This window comes from Hydrocarboniphaga sp., assembly GCF_028291725.1.
Classification (GTDB): domain Bacteria; phylum Pseudomonadota; class Gammaproteobacteria; order Nevskiales; family Nevskiaceae; genus Hydrocarboniphaga.
Window position 1 is genome coordinate 56,932 of sequence record NZ_JAQGNT010000084.1, and the last position, 20,640, is coordinate 77,571.

At 64.0% G+C, this 20,640-nt stretch carries 21 protein-coding genes; 17 read left to right on the forward strand and 4 right to left on the reverse strand.

Translation table 11 applies throughout. From position 1 onward, the window contains the following. Positions 1-8 precede the first annotated feature (8 nt). From rpsP to htpG, 8 genes are all read left to right on the forward strand, one after another. Complete coding sequence (rpsP, locus tag JWQ90_RS21975; protein WP_299697134.1) at positions 9-266, forward strand: 30S ribosomal protein S16; 258 nt, start codon at positions 9-11, stop codon at positions 264-266. A gap of 11 nt (positions 267-277) precedes the next feature. Beyond that, a complete protein-coding gene (gene rimM, locus JWQ90_RS21980; RefSeq protein WP_299697135.1) occupies positions 278-805 on the forward strand; it encodes a ribosome maturation factor RimM in 528 nt (175 codons plus the stop codon). 1 nt (position 806) lies between these two features. Continuing rightward, positions 807-1,562, forward strand: coding sequence for a tRNA (guanosine(37)-N1)-methyltransferase TrmD (gene trmD, locus JWQ90_RS21985; RefSeq protein ID WP_366919571.1), 756 nt, complete (start codon positions 807-809; stop codon positions 1,560-1,562). A 2-nt stretch (positions 1,563-1,564) separates the two neighbouring features. Continuing rightward, positions 1,565-1,912, forward strand: coding sequence for a 50S ribosomal protein L19 (gene rplS, locus JWQ90_RS21990; RefSeq protein WP_299697154.1), 348 nt, complete (start codon positions 1,565-1,567; stop codon positions 1,910-1,912). A 189-nt stretch (positions 1,913-2,101) separates the two neighbouring features. Continuing rightward, positions 2,102-3,070 carry an HlyD family efflux transporter periplasmic adaptor subunit gene (locus tag JWQ90_RS21995; protein ID WP_299697137.1) on the forward strand — a complete coding sequence of 323 codons (969 nt, stop codon included), beginning with the start codon at positions 2,102-2,104 and terminating at the stop codon, positions 3,068-3,070. Next, positions 3,067-3,990 carry an ABC transporter ATP-binding protein gene (locus JWQ90_RS22000; RefSeq protein WP_299697138.1) on the forward strand — a complete coding sequence of 308 codons (924 nt, stop codon included), beginning with the start codon at positions 3,067-3,069 and terminating at the stop codon, positions 3,988-3,990. The genes JWQ90_RS21995 and JWQ90_RS22000 overlap by 4 nt, the downstream gene beginning before the upstream one ends. Further along, the gene (locus JWQ90_RS22005) at positions 3,987-5,117 is read left to right on the forward strand and encodes an ABC transporter permease (protein WP_299697139.1); all 1,131 of its coding nucleotides are present in this window, start codon (positions 3,987-3,989) and stop codon (positions 5,115-5,117) included. Before JWQ90_RS22000 ends, JWQ90_RS22005 begins: the two co-directional genes overlap by 4 nt. Before the next feature lie 173 nt (positions 5,118-5,290). After that, positions 5,291-7,153, forward strand: a complete 1,863-nt coding sequence (htpG, locus tag JWQ90_RS22010; protein WP_299697140.1) for a molecular chaperone HtpG — start codon at positions 5,291-5,293, stop codon at positions 7,151-7,153. Between the two features lie 26 nt (positions 7,154-7,179). Here the strand turns inward: htpG and JWQ90_RS22015 are convergent, their stop codons facing one another. The 4 genes from JWQ90_RS22015 to JWQ90_RS22030 all read right to left on the reverse strand — a co-directional run bounded on the left by JWQ90_RS22015 (position 7,180) and on the right by JWQ90_RS22030 (position 10,195). Further along, positions 7,180-7,653 carry a C40 family peptidase gene (locus JWQ90_RS22015; protein ID WP_299697141.1) on the reverse strand — a complete coding sequence of 158 codons (474 nt, stop codon included), beginning with the start codon at positions 7,651-7,653 and terminating at the stop codon, positions 7,180-7,182. 4 nt (positions 7,654-7,657) lie between these two features. Beyond that, complete coding sequence (locus JWQ90_RS22020; RefSeq protein WP_299697142.1) at positions 7,658-8,269, reverse strand: glutathione S-transferase; 612 nt, start codon at positions 8,267-8,269, stop codon at positions 7,658-7,660. 237 nt (positions 8,270-8,506) lie between these two features. Beyond that, positions 8,507-9,475, reverse strand: coding sequence for a thioredoxin-disulfide reductase (gene trxB / locus JWQ90_RS22025; RefSeq protein ID WP_299697143.1), 969 nt, complete (start codon positions 9,473-9,475; stop codon positions 8,507-8,509). 120 nt (positions 9,476-9,595) lie between these two features. After that, complete coding sequence (locus tag JWQ90_RS22030; protein ID WP_299697144.1) at positions 9,596-10,195, reverse strand: peroxiredoxin; 600 nt, start codon at positions 10,193-10,195, stop codon at positions 9,596-9,598. A 153-nt stretch (positions 10,196-10,348) separates the two neighbouring features. Between JWQ90_RS22030 and JWQ90_RS22035 the strand changes: the two genes are divergently transcribed. From JWQ90_RS22035 to JWQ90_RS22075, 9 genes are all read left to right on the forward strand, one after another. Continuing rightward, positions 10,349-11,482 (forward strand): sorbosone dehydrogenase family protein, encoded by a 1,134-nt coding sequence (locus JWQ90_RS22035; protein WP_299697145.1) that lies wholly within the window; start codon positions 10,349-10,351, stop codon positions 11,480-11,482. A 138-nt stretch (positions 11,483-11,620) separates the two neighbouring features. Then, positions 11,621-12,886, forward strand: coding sequence for an alanine transaminase (gene alaC / locus JWQ90_RS22040; protein WP_299697146.1), 1,266 nt, complete (start codon positions 11,621-11,623; stop codon positions 12,884-12,886). Continuing rightward, positions 12,883-14,193, forward strand: coding sequence for a homoserine dehydrogenase (locus JWQ90_RS22045; RefSeq protein ID WP_299697147.1), 1,311 nt, complete (start codon positions 12,883-12,885; stop codon positions 14,191-14,193). Before alaC ends, JWQ90_RS22045 begins: the two co-directional genes overlap by 4 nt. Position 14,194: 1 nt before the next feature. Beyond that, positions 14,195-15,319, forward strand: a complete 1,125-nt coding sequence (gene thrC, locus JWQ90_RS22050) for a threonine synthase (RefSeq protein ID WP_299697148.1) — start codon at positions 14,195-14,197, stop codon at positions 15,317-15,319. 170 nt (positions 15,320-15,489) lie between these two features. Next, a complete protein-coding gene (locus JWQ90_RS22055; protein WP_299697149.1) occupies positions 15,490-16,062 on the forward strand; it encodes a CvpA family protein in 573 nt (190 codons plus the stop codon). Positions 16,063-16,100: 38 nt separating this feature from the next. Then, positions 16,101-17,621 carry an amidophosphoribosyltransferase gene (purF, locus tag JWQ90_RS22060; RefSeq protein WP_299697150.1) on the forward strand — a complete coding sequence of 507 codons (1,521 nt, stop codon included), beginning with the start codon at positions 16,101-16,103 and terminating at the stop codon, positions 17,619-17,621. A gap of 320 nt (positions 17,622-17,941) precedes the next feature. Then, positions 17,942-19,144, forward strand: a complete 1,203-nt coding sequence (locus JWQ90_RS22065) for an O-succinylhomoserine sulfhydrylase (RefSeq protein ID WP_299697151.1) — start codon at positions 17,942-17,944, stop codon at positions 19,142-19,144. A 235-nt stretch (positions 19,145-19,379) separates the two neighbouring features. Beyond that, positions 19,380-19,673 (forward strand): SWIB/MDM2 domain-containing protein, encoded by a 294-nt coding sequence (locus tag JWQ90_RS22070; RefSeq protein WP_299697152.1) that lies wholly within the window; start codon positions 19,380-19,382, stop codon positions 19,671-19,673. A gap of 25 nt (positions 19,674-19,698) precedes the next feature. Further along, complete coding sequence (locus tag JWQ90_RS22075) at positions 19,699-20,523, forward strand: ferritin-like domain-containing protein (protein ID WP_299697153.1); 825 nt, start codon at positions 19,699-19,701, stop codon at positions 20,521-20,523. The last annotated feature ends 117 nt before the right edge of the window (positions 20,524-20,640 follow it).

Sequence of the window (20,640 nt, forward strand, 5' to 3'; positions counted from 1 at the left end):
GATTCGGCATGGTAAAGATTCGTTTGGCTCGCGGTGGCGCCAAGAAGCGCCCGTTCTACCACGTGGTGGCGACCGAGAGCCGCAGCTCCCGCGACGGCCGTTTCATCGAGCGCCTGGGTTATTACAACCCGAGCGCCAAGGGTGGCGAGCAGAAGCTGGTTCTGGACGTGGCCCGCGTCGAGCACTGGACCAAGAATGGCGCGCAGGTGTCTGAGCGCGTTGCCTTTCTGGTCAAGACTGCGCCGACGGCGGTTGCGGCAGCCTAAGGGCTTACGTCGTGCAGCGGCTGGGAGAGCGGCTCGTTCTCGGCCGCATTGCCGGCGTGTTTGGAGTTCGCGGTTGGGTGAAGTTGCGTTCTCACACCCGGCCGATCGAGAACCTGCTGGACTATCCGCGCTGGTGGCTGGTCCACGAGGGCCGGGAGTTCCCGGCAACGATGATCGAAGGCCGGATGCATGGAGATGGTCTGGTCGCCCAGATCAGCGACGAGCACGGCAAGCCGATCGATGATCGGGATGTTGCCGCCGCACTGATCGGGGCCGAGATTCATGTGGCGCGCCACGAGTTGCCAGAACCGGAAGAGGGCCAGTATTACTGGTTCGATCTGGTGGGTCTGAAGGTCAGGAATATCGAAGAGGTCGATCTCGGTGAGGTCGATAGCGTGACCAGCAACGGTGCCCAGGATGTGTTGGTGATCAAGCAGGGCGAAGTCGAAAGGCTGATCCCGTTTGTCAAAGGGCCGATCATCCAGGCGGTCGATCTGGAGCAGGGTCTGATCGTTGCCGATTGGCAACCGGATTTCTGAAGTGAAGATTGAAGTACTGACGCTGTTTCCGGATTTGGTGGAACAGGTCGGAATGTTCGGCATGCCGAGGGTGGCCGTCGAACAAGGTGTGCTGCAACTGTCGACGAGACAGCTGCGCGATTACAGCGGGAACCGCTGGCGTCGTGTCGATGAGCGCACTTACGGAGGCGGGCCCGGCATGGTGATCCAGGCCGAGCCGCTGACGCAGGCGATCGATGCAGCCAAGGCTGCGATCGGGCCAGAGGCAAAGGTGGTGAGCCTGTCGCCGCAGGGCGAGCGCTACGACCAGAGCTGGGCGGAGCGTTTGAGCCACGAGCCGGGGCTGATCCTGGTTTGCGGAAGATACGAAGGGATCGACGAGCGGCTGATGCCGCAGATCGATCTGGAGCTGTCGGTGGGTGATTACGTGCTCAGCGGCGGCGAACTGGCAGCGATGCTGCTGGTCGACAGCGTCGCGCGGCTGTTGCCGGGCGTGCTGGGACATGAGCAGTCGGCGTCCAGCGATTCGTTTTCGGACGGGCTGCTCGATCACCCGCACTATTCGCGGCCGGAAGTCTGGCGCGAGCAGTCGGTGCCGGAAGTTTTGATGAGCGGCGATCACGCGGCGATTCGTCGCTGGCGCCGTAAACAGGGTTTGGAGCGGACGCTGCTGCGCCGGCCGGATCTGCTGGATTCACTGAAGTTGGATGCGGAACAGATCAAACTGCTCCGTGAAATCATTACCGAGCAGTTGCACGAGCAGGAAGATAGAACATGAGCATGAGCAAGATCATCCAGGCGATCGACGCCGAGCAGATGAGCAAGAAGATCCCGGCCTTCAATCCGGGCGACACGATCGAAGTCAAGGTCAAGGTCAAGGAAGGCGACCGCGAGCGTCTGCAGGCTTTTGAAGGCGTCGTGATCGCCAAGCGTTCGCGCGGCATCAACTCCGCGTTCACGGTTCGCAAGATCTCGCACGGCGAAGGCGTGGAACGCGTGTTCCAGACCTACAGCCCGCAAGTTGCCGAAATCTCAGTGAAGCGCCGCGGCGACGTCGTCCGCGCCAAGCTGTACTACCTGCGCAATCTGCAGGGCCGTGCTGCTCGCATCAAGGAAAAGTTGGGCTGAGCTTTGTTGAGCTGTGTCCTCCTACGCGGCGCGCGCCGTGCAGGATGCTCGCTTGACTGATGCGCTGAGCCGCTGAGCTTGGCGGGCTTGCGCCCGCCGGTTCTCGAAATAGCCCGCACGGCTGCCGCCGGCGGGCTTTTTTGTTGCTACTGTCCCGATCGCCAGCGTTCAGACCGGAGGATCGCCGCCATGCAAATGTTTCGCTGCCTGCACCGGGCCGTGCTCCTGGCCGTGGTGGTATTGCTGGCCGGTTGCGAGCGCGAGTCGGACGTGACTCGCTACCAGGGCTATGTCGAAGGCGATTACCTGCGCATCGCGCCGGCGATCGGTGGACGCATGGACCGGCTGAATGTCGAGCGCGGCGCGCAGATCCAGGCCGGTGCACCGCTGTATGCGCTGGATGCGGTCGCTGAACTGGCCGCGCTGGACGAGTCGCAGGCGCGGCTGTCCGCGGCGCGCGCACGGTTGGCGGACATCGAAAAGGGGCAGCGGCCGGACGAGCTGGACGTGACCCGCGCCCAGCTCGATCAGGCCCGCGCGCAGCGCGAGCTTTCCGCGGCGCAGCTGCAGCGGCAGCGCAAGCTGCGCGAGCAGCAGGTGATCAGTCAGGACCAGTTCGATCAGGCGGCCACCCAGCATCAGCACGACCGCGCAAGGGTCGCTGAACTCGAGGCGCAGCTGCGCACGGGTGGGCTCGCCGGCCGCGCCGACGCGCTGCAGGCGGCGCGCGACGAGGCCGAGGCCGCAGCGGCGGTGGCCGCGCAGAATCAATGGAAGCTCGATCAGAAAACCCAGCTAGCGCCTGCGGCCGGCAGCGTCGAGGATGTCTACTACCGTCCCGGCGAATGGGTGGCTGCCGGCGCACCGGTGATTTCGCTACTGCCGCCGCAGAACCGGAAGCTGCGCTTCTTCGTGCCCGAGGCCGACCTCGGCAGTCTGAACATCGGCCAGCCAATGACGGCACGCTGCGATGGCTGCGCAGCGCCGATCGCGGCGCGCATCGCCTTCATCGCCAGCAGCGCCGAGTACACGCCGCCGGTGCTCTACAGCCAGCAGCAGCGGGCGCGCATGGTGTTCCTGGTCGAGGCGGTGGTCGCGCCGGAAGTCGCGGCCGGCCTGCATCCCGGCCAGCCGGTGGATATTGAGCTGGCGCGGTGAGCGATCGGGTCATCGACGTCGAGGGTGTCAGCAAATCCTTTGGCGCCAAGCGCGTCGTCGACAAGCTGAGCCTGCAAGTCCAGCGCGGCGAGATTTTCGGGTTTCTGGGCCCCAACGGCAGTGGCAAGACCACCTCGATCCGCATGCTCTGCGGCCTGCTGACGCCGGATGAAGGCCAGGGAACCTGCCTCGGCTACGACATCCGCACGCAGTCGGCCGCGATCAAGAGCGAGGTCGGCTACATGACCCAGCGCTTCAGCTTCTACGAGGATCTGTCGATCCGCGAGAACCTGGAGTTCGTCGCCAGCATCTATCAGCTGGTCAACACCCGCGAGGCCGTGGACGCGGCATTGCAGAACCTCGGCCTGCAGGACCGCCAGCGGCAACTGGCCGGTGCGCTATCCGGCGGCTGGAAGCAGCGCATGGCGCTGGCCGCCTGCCTGCTGCACCGGCCGAAACTGCTGCTGCTAGACGAGCCCACCGCCGGCGTCGACCCCAAAGCGCGTCGTGATTTCTGGGCCGAGCTGCATCGGCTCGCTGCCGAGGGCATTACCGTGCTGGTGTCCACGCACTATATGGACGAGGCCGAGCGCTGCACGCGGCTGGCCTACATCGCCTACGGCAAGCTGCTGGTCCAGGGCACGCCGGAGGAGCTGGTCGCCGGCTCCGGCCTGAGCAACTGGACCGTCACCGGTAATGGGCTCGCCGAATTGCAGAACGAGCTGGCGCACACGGCCGCGGCGGAACAGGTGGTGCCTTTCGGCAGCTCGCTGCATGTCAGCGGCACTGACGGCGCGGCGCTGGAGCACGCGCTGCAGCCTTATTTCGCGCGATCCGGCATTCGCTGGGAGCGCGGCGATGTGCGGCTGGAGGACGTCTTCATCCACCTGATGCGCGACACCGCGGATGCGCCGCCATGAACGGCTTCTCCTGGCGACGCCTGCGGGCGATGGTGCGCAAGGAATTCGTGCAGGTGAGCCGCGACCGGCTGACTTTCGCGATGATGATCGGCGTTCCGATGATACAGCTGGCGCTGTTCGGCTTTGCCATCAACTCCGATCCCAAGCACCTGCCGACCGCGGTGCTCGGCGCCGAGCAGACCGAGTTCACACGCAGCCTGGTGGCGGCGGTGCGCGCCAGCGGCTATTTCGACATTCGTGCGACACCGGCGAGCGCCGACGAGGCTTTCGAGCTGTTGCATCGCGGCGACGTGCAGTTCGTCATCGCGATTCCGCCTGACTTTTCGCAGCGTCTGGTGCGCGGCGAGACACCGGCCGTGCTGCTGGAGGCAGACGCCTCCGACCCGGCTGCGACCGGCAACGCGGTGGCTGCGTTATCGGTTCTGACCTCCGGCGCGCTACGCCACGATCTGAAAGGTGTGCTGGCGCCGCAGCAGGCGGCCGCGCCTTTCGAGTGGCGCATCCACCGCCGCTACAACCCGGATGGCATCACCCAGTACAACATCGTGCCCGGCCTGATGGGCGTGATCCTGACGATGACGATGATCATGATGACGGCGCTGGCGATGACCCGCGAGCTGGAGCGCGGCACCATGGAAAACCTGCTGGCGATGCCACTGCGCCCGGCCGAGATCATGATCGGCAAGATCCTGCCCTACGTGCTGGTCGGCTACGTGCAGGTGGCGGTGACCCTGCTCGGCGGCCATTTTATTTTCGGCGTGCCGATGGTCGGCAGCCTGTGGCTGCTGCTGGCCTGCGTGCTGGTGTTCATCGTCGCCAACCTTACCGTCGGCATCACCTTCTCCAGCCTGGCGCGCAACCAGACCCAGGCGATGCAGATGAGCTTCTTTTTCTTTCTGCCCTCGATCCTGCTGTCGGGCTTCATGTTCCCGTATCGCGGCATGCCGGTCTGGGCGCAATGGCTGGGCGAGCTGCTGCCGCTGACGCATTTCCTCAGGCTGGTGCGCGGCATTCTGCTCAAAGGTTATGGCGCCGGCGAAGCCTGGCCGCACCTGTGGCCACTGCTGCTGTTCATCATCGTGGTGATGACGGTTGGGCTGCAGCGCTTCCGTCGTACGCTGGATTGAGCCGAACAGGCCTAGGCCGAGTGTCCGTAGGGCGGGTCATGACCCGCCGTCTTTCTGTCTGAGTGTGTCAAAACGGCGGGTCATGACCCGCCCTACGGCTCCCTGCCCCTTGAAAAGCCAATGTATGGCCGCACAAGCAGCTCAGCCTTTACCAACGCAAACCAACCGAAGCCATGACTGCCGAACGCCACGAATTCCAGACCGAGACGCGCTCGCTGCTGCGTCTGATGATCCACTCGTTGTACTCGAACAAGGAAATCTTCCTGCGCGAGCTGATCAGCAATGCCAGCGACGCCTGCGACAAGCTGCGCTTCGCCGCGATCCAGAAGCCGGAGCTGCTGGGCGAGGCTGAACTGGCGGTCGAGCTGCAGATCGACAAGTTCACCGGCACGCTGACGATCCGCGACAACGGCATCGGCATGTCGCGCGAAGACGTGATCGACAACCTCGGCACCATCGCCCGCTCCGGCACCAAAAAATTCATGGAATCGCTGTCCGGCGACCAGGCCAAGGACGCCCAGCTGATCGGCCAGTTCGGCGTCGGTTTCTACTCGGCCTTCATCGTCGCCGACCGCGTCACCGTGAAGACCAAGCGTGCGGATGTCGACGAGTCGGTGATCTGGGAGTCGAGCGGCGAAGGCGACTACAGCATCGAGGCCGGTAGCAAGCAGGACCGCGGCACCGAAGTGACGCTGCATCTGCGCGAGGACGAGAAGGAATTCCTGGAAGAAAGCCGGCTGCTGGAAATCGTGCGCCGCTATTCGGACCACATCGGCCTGCCGATCAAGCTGCGCCGCGCCGAAGGCGAGCCGGAGGCGATCAACCAGGCGCGCGCGCTGTGGACGCGGCCGAAGTCCGAAATCTCCGAGGACGACTACAAGAGTTTCTACGAGCACCTGAGCCACGACTACGAGCCGCCGCTGGCCTGGACGCACCAGAAAGTCGAAGGCAACCTCGAATACACCTCGCTGCTGTACATCCCGCAGCGCGCGCCCTTTGATCTCTGGGATCGCGAGCAGCAGCGCGGCGTCAAGCTGTATGTGAAGCGCGTCTTCATCATGGATCGCGCGGCCGAGTTGCTGCCGCCTTACTTACGCTTCGTGCGCGGCCTGGTCGACACTGCCGATCTGCCGCTGAACGTGTCGCGCGAAATCCTGCAGGGCAATCGCACCGTCGACAAGATCCGCGCGGCGCTGGTCAAGCGCGTGCTCGATCTGCTCGACGATCTCGCCGCGAACAAGCCCGAGGACTTCAAGACCTTCTGGACGCAGTTCGGCAAGGTGCTGAAGGAAGGCGTCGTCGAGGACAACGCAAATCGCGAGCGCATCGCCAAGCTGCTGCGCTTTGCCAGCACCACCACGCCCGACGCGCAGAGCGTGTCGCTGGACGAGTACGTCGCGCGCATGCCGGCCGGCCAGGAAAAGATTCTGTATCTGACCGGCGAATCATCGAGCGCACTGCGCAACAGCCCGCATCTGGAAGGCTTCCGCAAGGTCGGCTACGAGGTGCTGCTGCTGTCGGATCGCATCGACGAATGGGTCGTCGGCCATCTGACCGAATTCCAGAACAAGAAGCTCGAATCCGCGGCGCGTGGCGATGCGGAAGCGGCCGGCAAGATCGAGACTTTCGACAAGGCCAGGCATGAAGCCGACTTCAAGACCGTGCTCGAACTGCTGCCGAAGGCGCTGAACTCGCGCATCGCCAGCGCGCGCGTGTCGGCGCGTCTGACCGAGTCGCCGTCCTGCCTGGTCGCACCGGAGCACGGCCTATCGCGTCAGCTGCTAGAAATCCTGAAGCAGTCGGGTGAAAGCGCGCCCGATGTCAAGCCGATTCTGGAGCTGAACCCCGAGCATCCGCTGGTCGAGCGCCTGAAGGAAACCTCCGGCGACGAGGCCGCGTTCGCCGATCTCGCCGAGATTCTGTACGGCCAGGCGGTGCTTGCCGAAGGCGGCCAGCTCGAAGACCCGGCGGGTTTCGTCAAGCGTCTGAACAAGCTGATACTGGGGCAGGGAGCCAGCAAGATCCTGCTCGGCTGATTCCATAGGGCGGGCCGCGGCCCGCCCTATGGAATCACGCGCACGACATCGACGAAGCGCTTGGTCCATGAGGGGTCGTCGACGCTGGCGACCAATACCATCCTGCCATTAGCTGGCGCGTGAACTGCCTGGCCTTCGCCGAGGTAGATCGCGACATGATCAACGCGTAGGCTGCGATTGAAATGGTAAAACAGCAGATCGCCGGGCTGTGCGTCTTCGAGCGAGATGATCTTGCCGAAAGCGTGCTGCTCGCTGGTCGAGCGCGGAATTTCGACGCCCGACTGGGCGTAGACGTAACGCGCGAGCCCGCTGCAATCGAAGCCTTCCGGCGTGGTGCCGCCGTAGCGATACGGCCGCCCGATCTGGCCTAGTGCTTCAAGCACGATCTCGCGGCGGGTTTCGCTGATTTCGGCCGGTGGCGGCCGGTGCCCGAAGTTTGCGCAGCCGCTCAGCAGCAGCAGTGACAACAGCAGCGACGACAGCCGTCGGCGGAGTGGCAAAACCCTATACTACCGGCGGCTGGCTGCGCACCATCGAGGCACGTTGTGCAAACCCGGTGTACCAGTTGGCCAGCGCCTCGTGCGACTTGCGCCATTCCAGATACGGCATGCGCAAATCCAGGTAGCCGAGTGCGACGCCGACGCTGATCTCGACCACGCTCGGCGCCTCGGGCTCGAAGCCCGGGGTCTCGTTATTTAACAACTCCAGCGCGCGCGCGATCAGCGCCGCCTGCCGATCGAGGTGCACGGTGTAGACGATGCTCTCGGGGCGCCGTTTTTCCATCACCGTTGCCACCGCGGCATCGATGATGCCGTCCGCGATTTTTTCGCAGCGCAAGGCCGACCAGCGTTTGCTGCCGCGTGGAATGCCGGTGACACCGCGGCCGCGGGTTAGCAGGTATTCGATGATCAGACTCGAGTCGGGCAAGGTCTCGCCGCGCTCGGTGACCAGCACCGGGATCTTCGACAAAGGGTTGACCGCGAGCAGTTCCACCGGTGACGCATGCGGGTCGACGATGATCTCTTCGATCAGGTCGGTCAGTCCCAGCTCTGCAGCGACTACCCGGACTTTGCGCACATACGGCGACGTCGGGCTGCAGTAGAGCTTCATCTTCATCGATCAGGAATTCCGAGGCGCGCGACAACGCAGGTGAGCCAAGGCTGACGGTCCCGGCGCGTTTTGACAAGACTTGCCAAACGCGAAAAAACAAAAGCCCCGGAGACCAGGGCTTTATTTTGAAGACATCAAGCGTGCAGAGTGACCGATTAGCGTAGGTCGGCAATCCCTTGCCGACGTGAGGCCCCCGGTTGCGTATTGACCGTACAGGTCGGCAAGGGATTGCCGACCTACGAGTCAGTGCTGCGAGTCGAGCTTGTCCAGATAGCGCTCGGCATCCAGCGCCGCCTGGCAGCCGGTGCCAGCACTGGTGATGGCCTGGCGATAGACGTGATCCATCACGTCACCGGCGGCGAACACGCCCTCGACGCTGGTCTGCGTCGCGTCGCCGCTGGTGCCACCCTGCACCTTGATGTAGCCGCCATTCATCGTCAGCTGGCCTTCGAAGATCGAGGTGTTCGGGTGATGGCCGATCGCGATGAACACGCCTTTCAGTGTCACGTCGCGGGTTTCGCCGGTCTTCAGGTTTTTGGCGCGCATGCCGGTCACGCCGGACGCATCGCCGAGCACTTCCTCCAACCCCGAATCCCACAGGATTTCGACCTTGCCCTCGGCAACCCGCTTGAACAGCTTGTCGTGCAGGATCTTCTCGCCCTTGAACTTGTCGCGGCGATGCACGACGGTGACCTTGTTGGCGATGTTGGCCAGATACAGCGCCTCTTCGACCGCGGTGTTGCCGCCGCCGATCACGGCCACGTCCTGGCCCTTGTAGAAGAACCCGTCGCAGGTGGCGCAGGCGCTGACGCCCTTGCCGCGGAAAGTCTGTTCGGACGGGATGCCCAGGTACTTGGCGCTGGCGCCGGTGCAGATGATCAGCGCATCGGCGGTGTATTCGCCCTGATCGCCGCGCAGCTTGAACGGGCGGGTCTTCAGATCCACTTCGTGGATATGGTCGTAGATCAACGCGGTGTCGAAGCGCTCGGCATGCTTCTGCATGCGGTCCATCAGCGCCGGGCCCATCAGGCCTTCGACGTCGCCGGGCCAGTTGTCGACCTCGGTGGTGGTCATGAGCTGGCCGCCCTGCTCGAGGCCGGTGATCAGCGCCGGCTTCAGGTTGGCGCGCGCCGCATAGACTGCGGCGGTGTATCCGGCGGGGCCGGAGCCCAGGATGACCAGGCGGTGATGACTGTTCGTGACAGTGCTCATGGTTTTTCTCTTGTCTTTTTGGTGAGGCTTGGTGGTGAATCTTGGAATCTTGGAATCCCGGGAGAAGGCGGGAGCGCACACGGCTCCCGCCCTTGTAAGGCTTGCTTCGGCTGCCTGCGGCTACAGCTCGGCGGCGTGCTTGGCGAGGTACTTGGCGACGCCGTCGGCGGTCGGTTTCATGCCTTCGTCGCCCTTCTTCCAGCCGGCCGGGCAGACTTCGCCGTACTGCTCGGTGAACTGCAGCGCATCGACCAGGCGCAGCATCTCGTCGACTTCGCGGCCCAGCGGCAGGTTATTGACGACCTGGTGCTGCACGACGCCTTCCTTGTCGATCAGGAACGAGGCGCGGAACGCGACGCCGCCCTGATGCTCGACGCCGTAGGCGCGGACGATTTCGTGGTTGACGTCGGCCACCATCGGGAAGCCGACTTCGCCGATGCCACCCTTGTCCGCCGACGTGGAGCGCCAGGCGTAGTGGGTGAACTGGCTGTCGATCGATACGCCGACCAACTGCACGCCGCGCTCTTCGAATGCCTTGCGGCGGTTTTCGTGGGCGATGATTTCGGACGGACACACGAACGTGAAGTCCAGCGGCCAGAAGAACAGAACCACGTACTTGCCGCGGTAGTCGGAGAGTTTGAAGGTTTCCGTGATGCTGCCATCGCCCATGACGGCGGCGGCAGTAAAATCCGGGGCGGTGCGGTTGACCAATACGCTCATCGTGCTACTCCTTGAATGATCTTGTTGGGATACAGCTCAGGTGGCGACGTCTGCTTCAATGCGGGCCGAACTGGCCACCGTACCCGGGCATTCTAGAGATCGGCAGTCGATAGGGGTAACGATAATTCCTTATTCCAGAGATAGAGAAAGTCTATGAATTGGCGGGAATTCAAACGAGTCGCCCTGATATCGATGCTGCTATCGCTCAGTGGTTCCCCGCGAGCCGAAATTCAAGCGCCGCCGGTGCTGAAGCTGCCGCCCGGTTTCAAGATCGAGATCTGGGTGGATGGCGTTGCCAATGCTCGCGCGATGGCGCTGGGCGAGCATGGCACGCTGTTCGTCGGCAGCCGCGGCGCCGGCAAGGTTTACGCGCTGCGCGATACCAATGCCGACGGCCGCCCGGACAAGATCACGGTGTTGGCCGAGGGCCTGAACATGCCCAGCGGGATCGCGTTCCGCGACGGCGACCTGTATGTGGCCGAAGTGCAGCGGATCTGGAAGCTGCCGGCGATCGAGCAGCATCTGGACGCGCCGCCCAGGCCGGTCGCGGTCCGCAGCGACCTGCCGGACAAGACCCACCATGGCTGGCGCTTCATCGCCTTCGGCCCCGACGGCAAGCTGTACGTCGCGATCGGCGCGCCCTGCAACGTCTGCGAGCTGGAGAGCTTCAGCCGGGATGGCAAAAATCTGCAGTTCGGCAGCATCACGCGGATGGACGCCGATGGCCGCAACTGGGAGATCGTCGCCCGCGGCGTGCGCAATTCGGTCGGCTTCGATTGGGACCCGGCGACGCAGAAGCTGTGGTTCACCGAAAACGGTCGCGACATGCTCGGCGACGACATGCCGTCCTGCGAGCTCAACGTGCTCGCCAAACCGGGGGAGGATTTCGGCTTTCCGTATTGCCACGCCGGCACGATCGCCGACCCCGAGTACGGCAGGCCCGGCGGCTGCTCGTCGGCCAAGCCGCCGGCCGCGCTGCTCGGCCCGCATGTCGCGCCCCTGGGAATGGCGTTCTACACCGGCAGCCAGTTCCCGGCCGAATATCGCGGCAATGTCTTCGTCGCCGAGCACGGTTCCTGGAACCGCACGAAAAAGAACGGCTATCGCGTGCAGCGGCTGCGTGTCGTCGACGGCAAGGTGGTCGGGCAGCAGCCCTTCGTCGAGGGCTGGCTGCAGGACGAGAAGGTCAGCGGCCGCCCGGCCGACGTGCTGCAGATGCCGGACGGCTCGCTGCTGATCTCGGACGACGAGGCCGGGCGGATCTGGCGGGTCAGTTACGTCGGATAGCCGCCGCGGGTGCGCAGCGCGCATTGAAAGCCGGGGGCGCGACCTCGATAATACGCGCCCCCTCGCGGCCGCCGGCCGCTTCGAGCCCGCGGCCGCCGGCCGCTTCGAACCTATTTCCCCACCACCAAAGCGAGTGTCGTGAAAGCCAACTTTCCGCGCATCCAGCGCCTGCCGCCGTACGTCTTCAACATCGTTGGTGACCTCAAGGCCGCAGCTCGAGCTCGTGGCGAGGACATCATCGACTTCAGCATGGGCAACCCGGACCAGCCGACGCCCAAGCATATCGTCGACAAGCTGGTGGAAGCGGCGGTGCGCGGCACCGACAGCGATTACGTGCGCCCGGAGCTGATCGACGAAGACGGCACGCATACGCATCGCTATTCGCTGAGCAAGGGCATCCCGCGGCTGCGCCGCGCGATGGCGCGCTGGTACAAGAACCGCTATGACGTCGATCTGGACCCGAACTCGGAAGTGATCGCGACCATCGGCTCCAAGGAAGGCCTGGCGCACCTGGCGTTCGCGACGCTGGGCCAGGGCGACGTGGTGATGGTGCCGAACCCGGCCTATCCGATCCATCCCTACGGCGTGGTGCTGGCCGGTGCCGACGTGCGCCACGTCAAGATGACGCCGGACGTGGACTTTTTTGAGGAGCTGCAGCGCGCGGTCAAGGAAAGCTGGCCGGCGCCGAAGATGCTGATCCTGAATTTCCCGGCGAACCCGACCGCGCAGTGCGTGGATCTGGATTTCTTCGAGAAGGCGGTCGCGATCTGCCGCGAAAACGAGATGTGGCTGGTGCACGATCTGGCGTATGCCGACATCGTGTTCGACGGCTATCACGCGCCGAGCGTGATGCAGGTGGCGGGCGCCAAGGATCTGGCGGTCGAGTTTTTCACGCTCAGCAAGAGCTACAACATGCCGGGCTGGCGTGTCGGTTTCATGGTTGGCAACCCGACCCTGGTCGCCGCGCTCGCGCGCATCAAGAGCTACCTGGACTACGGCATGTTCCTGCCGATCCAGATCGCCGCGATCGCCGCGCTCGAAGGCCCGCAGGAATGCGTCGCCGAGATCACCGAGATGTATCGCAAGCGCCGCGACGTGCTGTGCGAAGGTCTGAACTCGATCGGCTGGCATGTGAGCAAACCGAAGGCGACGATGTTCGTCTGGGCGAAGATTCCGGAAGCGTTTCAGGCGATGGGTTCGATCGAATTCGCCAAGCTGCTGCTGAGTGTAGCCAAGGTCGCAGTGTCGCCGGGCGCCGGCTTCGGCGACTACGGCGACGACCACGTGCGCTTCGCGCTGATCGAGAACGAGCACCGCACGCGGCAGGCGGTGCGCGGCATCAAGCGGCTGCTGTCGAAGGGCGCGCCGGTGATCGCCGAGCCGCCGCCGGCAGCTGCGCCGTGAGCGCCGCGCCGCTGCGTGTCGGCCTGCTCGGCCTGGGCACGGTCGGGCAGGGCGTGGTTCGCATCCTGTCGAGGAACGCCGAGGAAATCGCACGCCGCGTCGGCCGCAGCGTCGTCGTCACGCATGCGTCGGCGCGCGATGTGTCGCGCGCTCGTGAGGTGTCGCTGGCCGGCATCGAGATCGTCGCCGATGCGATGCAGGTCGCGGCGCATGCCGATGTCGACGTGATCGTCGAAGCCATCGGCGGTTTGTCGCCAGCGAAAGAGCTGGTGCTGGCCGCGATCGAGCGCGGCAAGCCGGTGGTCACCGCCAACAAGGCGCTGCTCGCGCTGCAGGGCAATGCGATTTTCGAAGCCGCGCAGCGCCGCGGCGTGATGGTCGCGTTCGAGGCCAGCGTCGGCGGCGGCATCCCGGTGATCAAGGCGATCCGCGAGGGCCTGGCTGGCAATCGCATCGAGGCGCTGGCTGGCATCATCAACGGCACCTGCAACTACATCCTGACGCAGATGAGCGAGAAGGGGCAGGCTTTCGAGGACGCGCTCGCCGATGCGCAGCGCCTGGGTTATGCCGAAGCCGATCCGACTTTCGATGTCGAGGGCGTCGATGCCGCGCACAAGCTGACGATCCTGGCGAGCATCGCGTTCGGCATGCCGCTGTCGTTCGACAAGGTGTCGGTCGAAGGCATCACCAAGGTCACGCCGCAGGACATCAAGATCGCGCGCGCGCTGGGCTACCGGATCAAGCATCTGGGCATCGCCAAGCGCACGCAAGCCGGTGTCGAGCTGCGTGCCCATGCGACGCTGGTTCCCGAAGATCGCCTGCTCGCCAAGGTCGACGGCGTGCTCAACACGATCCTGCTGCAGGGCAATGCGGTCGGGCAGATCGGCCTGTATGGCCGCGGTGCAGGCGGTGATGCGACCGCTTCGGCCATCGTTGCCGATCTGGTCGACGTGGCGCGCGCACTCGGCTCCGACGCGCGTCATCACGTGCCGGCGCTGGCGTTCCAGCCGGCGTCGATGTGCGAGCTGTCGGTGATGGCACTCGACGACGTGGTCAGCGCGCATTACCTGCGCGTCACCGTTGCCGACGAACCCGGCGTGCTCAAGGCGATCACCTCAATCCTCGCCGAACTCGACATCAGCATCGAAGCGATCCTGCAGAAGGAGCCGCACGACGGCGCCGACGCCAGCGTCGCGGTGATCACCTCGCAGGTACCGGAACATCGTTTCAACGAGGCGCTGAAGCGGGTGCGTCAGCTGCCTTTCGTGCGTCAGGACATCTCTCGCTTCCGTGTCGAGTATTTTTAAAATGAGTCGTTATACCGGCCTTGTCGAACACTACCGCTCCCGCCTGCCGCTGACGCCGGATACCCGCGCGATCAGCCTCGGTGAAGGCCGCACGCCGCTGATCAAGCTCGACCGCGTCGCCAAGACCGCCGGTTTCGAAGGCGAGCTGTACGTGAAGTTCGAAGGGCTGAATCCGACCGGCTCGTTCAAGGATCGCGGCATGACCGTCGCGGTCACGCAGGCGGTTCGTGAAGGCGCGAAGGCGATCATCTGCGCGTCTACTGGCAATACCTCGGCCGCAGCCGCGGCCTATGCCGCGCGCGCCGGCATCACGGCGTTCGTGCTGATCCCCGAAGGCAAGATCGCGCTCGGCAAGCTCGCCCAGGCAATTGTGCACGGCGCCGTGGTCGTGCAGATCCGTGGCAACTTCGACGATGGCATGCGCCTGGTCAAAGAAGTTGCCGAGACCGCCCCGGTGGCGATCGTCAACTCGATCAATCCGTACCGGCTGCAAGGCCAGAAGACCGCCGCCTTCGAGATCGTCGAGGCGCTCGGCCGCGCGCCGGACTATCACTGCATCCCGGTCGGCAATGCCGGCAACATCAGCGCGCATTGGCTCGGCTACAGCGAGGTCTCGGGCTTCGCCACCACGATCAACCGGCTGCCGGCCGAGCTGCAGCACTACGCCCGCGACACGCTGACCGATACACGCCCGAAGATGTGCGGCTACCAGGCCGTCGGCAGCGCGCCGTTCATGCGCGGCGGGCCTGTGCGTGATCCTGAGACGGTGGCGACCGCGATCCGCATCGGCGATCCGCAGTCCTGGGATCTGGCCTGGGCAGTGCAGCGGGAGTCCGGAGGCTGGTTCGATGAATGCCTGGATGCCGAGATCCTGCACACCCAGCGCCATCTGGCCGAACTCGACGGCATTTTCTGCGAGCCGGCTTCGGCGGCCTCGCTGTGCGGCGCGCTGCGCGACATCCGCGCCGGCAAGATCGCCCAGGGCTCGACCGTGGTCTGCACCTTGACCGGCAACGGCCTGAAGGACCCGGACATCATCGTCAAGGACGGCCTCAAGGGCGTGGTCCAGGTCGAGGCCGAGCGCGGCGCGGTGGAGAAGGCGCTGCTCGATCGCCTCGGGCGCTGAGCACCGCGAGTGCCAATCCCGGGTTTTACCCGGGCTACTGCTCGGTTCACCGTAGCCGGAGTGAAACCCGGGGCGGTCCATTTGCCTTGGGCTCATCTGTCTAGCATCGGCGACCGCGGCTGTGCAAGCGGGAGTGCTAAAATAAGGCACCGCTGCGAGTCGGACACGTAATGATCTGGGTGGACTATTGCATCGTGGGTCTGTTGGTGGTGTCCACGATCGTCGGCGTCATCCGCGGTTTTGCCCGCGAAACGTTGGGCCTGCTCACCTGGATACTGGCGATCTGGCTGGCGGTGGCGTTCTCGGCAGCGGCTGCGGTCAAACTCGGTCCCTATATCAGCGTGCCTTCGGTACGCATCGCAGCGGCCTACGCGCTGCTGTTCCTGGGCGGCCTGCTGATCGGAGGCATCATCACCGCGTTGATCGTGCGCTTCATGCGTGCCAGCGCGCTGTCTTCGACCGACCGCACGCTCGGTGGCGGCTTCGGCGTGATCCGCGGTGCGGTGCTGGTGGCGCTGTTCATCCTGATCGCCGGTACGACGCCGGCGCGCCACGATCCCTGGTGGCAGAAGTCCCTGCTGCTCGACCAGTTTCAATGGCTGGCCGATGGCCTGCGCGTGCTGATCCCGCCGCGCTGGATCGACCAGCTCCAGTCCGACACGCTTTCCAATGAACTCAAGGCTGCTGATGAATCGGGTGAATCCGCCCCCATCATCGACGAGCCTGTCGGTTCTCCGAATTAGTTTCTCCTACCATCGTTTCGGCACGCCCCGGGGTCAACATGTGCGGCATCGTCGGCATCTACTCGCATCAAGCCGTGAATCAAGAGTTGTATGACGCATTGACGATGCTGCAACACCGCGGCCAGGACGCCGCGGGCATCATCACCAACGAAGGCCATCGCCTGCACCTGCGCAAGGACAATGGCCTGGTGCGCGACGTGTTCAACAAGGACGAGCACATGACGCGCCTGCGCGGGCCGATCGGTATCGGCCACGTGCGCTATCCGACCGCGGGCGCCGCCAGTTCGGCTGAGGCGCAGCCGTTCTACACCAACATGCCGTTCGGCATTTCGCTGTCGCATAACGGAAATTTAACCAATGCCGAAGAGCTGAAGCAGGAGCTGTTCGCCGAAGATCGCCGGCATCTGAATACCGAATCCGACTCCGAAGTATTGCTCAACGTGTTCGCGCACGAGCTGCAGATCCAGAGCAAGTTGCGGCTGACGGCGGAAGATATTTTTGCCGGAGTATCCGGCGTGCATCGCCGCTGTCGTGGCGCCTATGCGGTGGTCGCGATGATCAGCGGTTATGGCCTGATCGGTTTCCGCGATCCATTCGGCATCCGTCCGGTGTGCTACGGCTGGCGCGATTCGCCGCAGGGCAAGGAATACATGATCGCCTCGGAGTCGGTTGCGCTGAACGCGCTCGGCTTCGAGTTTCTCGACGACATCGCGCCGGGCGAGGCGATCTACGTCGACATGGACGGCAAACTGCATCGCCGCCAGTGCGCGATGAATTCGGTGCTGTCGCCGTGCATTTTCGAGTACGTGTACCTGGCGCGCCCGGACTCGGTGATGGACGATATCTACGTCTACAAGGCGCGTCTGCGCATGGGCATCAAGCTCGCCGAAAAAATCCTGCGTGAATGGCCCGAGCACGACATCGACGTGGTGATCCCGATCCCGGATACCTCGCGTGTCGCCGGCGCCGAAGTCGCCGCGCGTCTGGGCGTGAACTACCGCGAAGGCTTCATCAAGAACCGCTACATCGGCCGCACCTTCATCATGCCCGGCCAGGAGCAGCGCAAGAAGGGCGTGCGCCAGAAACTGAATCCGGTCGATGTCGAATTCCGCGGCAAGAACGTGCTGCTGGTCGACGATTCGATCGTGCGCGGCACCACCAGCCAGGAGATCATCCAGATGGCGCGCGACGCCGGCGCCCGCAAGGTCTACTTCGCATCGGCCGCGCCGCCGGTGCGTTATCCGAACGTCTACGGCATCGACATGCCGACCGCGACCGAACTGGTCGCGCATGGCCGTACGATTCCGCAGCTCGAGGAGCTGCTCGGCGCGGATCGGCTGATCTACCAGGATCTCAACGACCTGATCGACGCGGTTCGCCACAAGCATTCGAGCATCCAGCGCTTCGACTGCTCGGTATTCACCGGCGAATACATCACCCAGGACATCAGCCTGGAATATCTGAACCAGCTGGAGCTGTTCCGGTCGGACGCGGCCAAGGCCAAGCGCGGCAGCAGCGCACAATCGGTGATCGAGTTGGAGAACGCCGGCGCGCGTTGAGCCAAGGTAACTGGCTCTAAACCGTGTAGGTTGGGGTGAGATTGCGAACCCCAACATTCGTCCGCGCGTTGTTGGGGTTCGCAAGCTCACCCCAACCTACGGGCTTGCAGAGCGTTGACCCTAGGAGGCCGCCGACCTAAACTGCCGCACGCGCCGATTTGTCTCCTGATTGCGGGCGCTTAATAGAAAAAGGCGGGCCATGCCCGCCTTTTTCTATAGACAGGGCACCGTTTGATTTATCGAGACGGCGCACCGTCTCGATAAATTCGCTAAACGGGTTTCAAGCGGGCTCGTTTGGCAGCGTTCTGAAGGTTGAAGCCATGAGCACCGACGGCACCGATTTGATCGACGATTCCGAATGGGGTTTTGCCACGCTCGGCATTCGCCATGCCGAACTGCGCGGTTCCGAGCGCGAGCATTCGCCGGCGATCTATCCGACCTCGAGCTTCACTTTCCGTAGCGCCGCCGAAGCCGCCGCGATCTTCGCCGGTGACAAGCCCGGCAACATCTACGGCCGCTTCACCAATCCGACCGTGCAGGCCTTTGAAAAACGCCTGGCGCGGCTCGAAGGTGGTGAGAGCTGCGTTGCCACCGCCAGCGGTATGGCGGCGATTCTCACGCTGGTTCTGACCGTGCTGAAGACCGGCGATCATCTGCTGGTGTCGAACGGCCTGTTCGGATCGACCATCAACCTGTTCAACAACTACATCGCCAAGCTCGGCATCGAAATCGGCTACGCGGATCTGTCCGACATCGCGTCGTGGAAGGCCGGATTCAAGCCGAATACACGGCTGCTGTTCCTGGAAACGCCATCGAATCCGCTGACCGAAATCGCCGACGTAGCCGCCATCGCGGAACTGGCGCATGCACACGGCGCCTTGCTCGCGGTCGACAATTGTTTCCTGACGCCGGTATTCCAGCAGCCCTTGAAGCTCGGCGCGGACTACGTGATCCATTCGGCGACCAAGTTCATCGACGGGCAGGGGCGTTGCCTGGGCGGCGCGATCGTCGGTGATGCGCAGCGCGTAGGCAAAGACATCTTCGGTTTCATGCGCACTGCAGGTCCCTGCCTGTCGCCGTTCAACGCCTGGGTTTTTCTGAAAGGCCTGGAAACCCTGGCGGTGCGCATGCGCGCGCATGAACAGAATGCGCAGAGAATTGCGGAATGGTTGTCACGGCAGCCGCAGGTCGATCGCGTCCATTTTCCGGGCCTGAGTTCCCATCCGCAGCACGAACTCGCCAAGCGCCAGCAGCGCGGCTTCGGCTCCATCGTGTCTTTCGATGTGCGCGGTGGCCGCGAGGCGGCGTGGAAGCTGATCGACCAGACGCGGCTGTGTTCGATCACGGCAAACCTCGGCGACACCCGTACGACGATCACCCATCCGGCCACCACGACGCATGGCCGGATCAGCGCGGAAGCACGCGCAAAGGCCGGGATCGGCGAAGGTCTGATCCGCCTGTCGGTGGGCCTCGAGGACGAGGCGGACCTGATTCGCGACCTGCAGACGGCGCTGAAAGCCTGAGTAAAGCCTTAACGCGGCGATCGTGCGTGTTGCGACGAGTGTAAAGCGATCGAACCAATGGGCCTTAACGCAGTCCGAACCAGGCTGGGGGCAATCCGCATTCTTTTTGCTAGTCGCAGGAGGGAGCATATCGGCCCTCTCCCGTGTAAGCTTGCGCACCGCGGAAGTCGCGGCACAGACAAAATCAACTCACCGAACAGTTTATTGTTCACCTCTTTAAGAAAAGGAGATCAGCATGGCCACTAAGCAAGTCGACGGCACCGCGACCACGAAGGCTGCCCCGCGCGGCGGCATTTCGCAGTTGGTTAAGCCGGACGCCGCGCTGGCCGAGATCGTCGGTTCCGACCCGATCACGCGCGCCGACCTGACCAAGAAGGTTTGGGATTACATCAAGAAGAACAACCTGCAGGACGCGACGAATCGGCGTGCAATCAACGCCGATGCCAAGCTCAAGCCGGTTTTCGGTGGCAAGGATCAGGTCACGATGTTCGAGATGACCAAGCTGGTCAACCAGCACGTCAGCAAATAATGCCGGCGTTGCGGTAGCAGGCTTTATGGCAGCTGCAATCGACGGGGCCATCAGCGTCCTTGATCGATTGCAGCATGCCCTGCAGTTGCAGGACCCGGCCGCCAAGTGTGCCGCGGTCGCGAGTCTCGTCATCGACGACGACTCCTGTGTCAAACAAGCCCGCAAACAAGCTCGAGTCCGCGTCGCACCCGGCCGTCCGGAGTGCCTGAAACTGGTGCGTCCGCGCGATGTGCCGGTGCGGGGGCTCGGCAGTTCGGAAGGGCGCGCTGCGCTGGTCCATGCGATTGCGCACATCGAGTTCAATGCAATGAATCTCGCGCTCGATGCCTGTCTGAGCTTCGGCGCCATGCCGGCTTCGTACTACGAGGACTGGCTCAGCGTCGCGCGCGACGAGGCCCGGCATTTCGCGCTGCTGTCTGCTCGCCTGCACACCATGGGGCATTTCTACGGCGCGTTCCCGGCGCATAACGGTCTGTGGGAACAGGCCGAGAAGACCGCGCACGACGTGCTGGTACGAATGGCCTTGGTGCCGCGCGTGCTGGAGGCGCGCGGCCTCGATGTGACGCCCGGCATGATCGCGCGCTTGCAGGAAGTGCGCGACGTCGAGACCGCGGCGATTCTGCGCGTGATTCTCGACGAGGAAGTGCGGCACGTCGCCATTGGCACACAGTGGTTTCGCTGGTGCTGCGAAGGCCGCGGGCTGGAGCCGAACGGCACGTTTCTGAAACTGCTGGCGGATAGCCAGACGCGGATTCGCCCACCTGTGAACTGGCCGGCACGCGTCGAAGCGGGATTCAATCTGGATGAGTTGCCGGCAGACGTCGGCTTGATGCGCCTGCGCAGTGAGTAGGTTGGGGTGAGCGCAGCGAACCCCAACATTGCGCGGCGCACCGTTGGGGTTCGCTGCGCTCACCCCAACCTACTCGGCTGTAGGAGCGGCTCTTAGCCGCGATTGAGGCTGCACCGA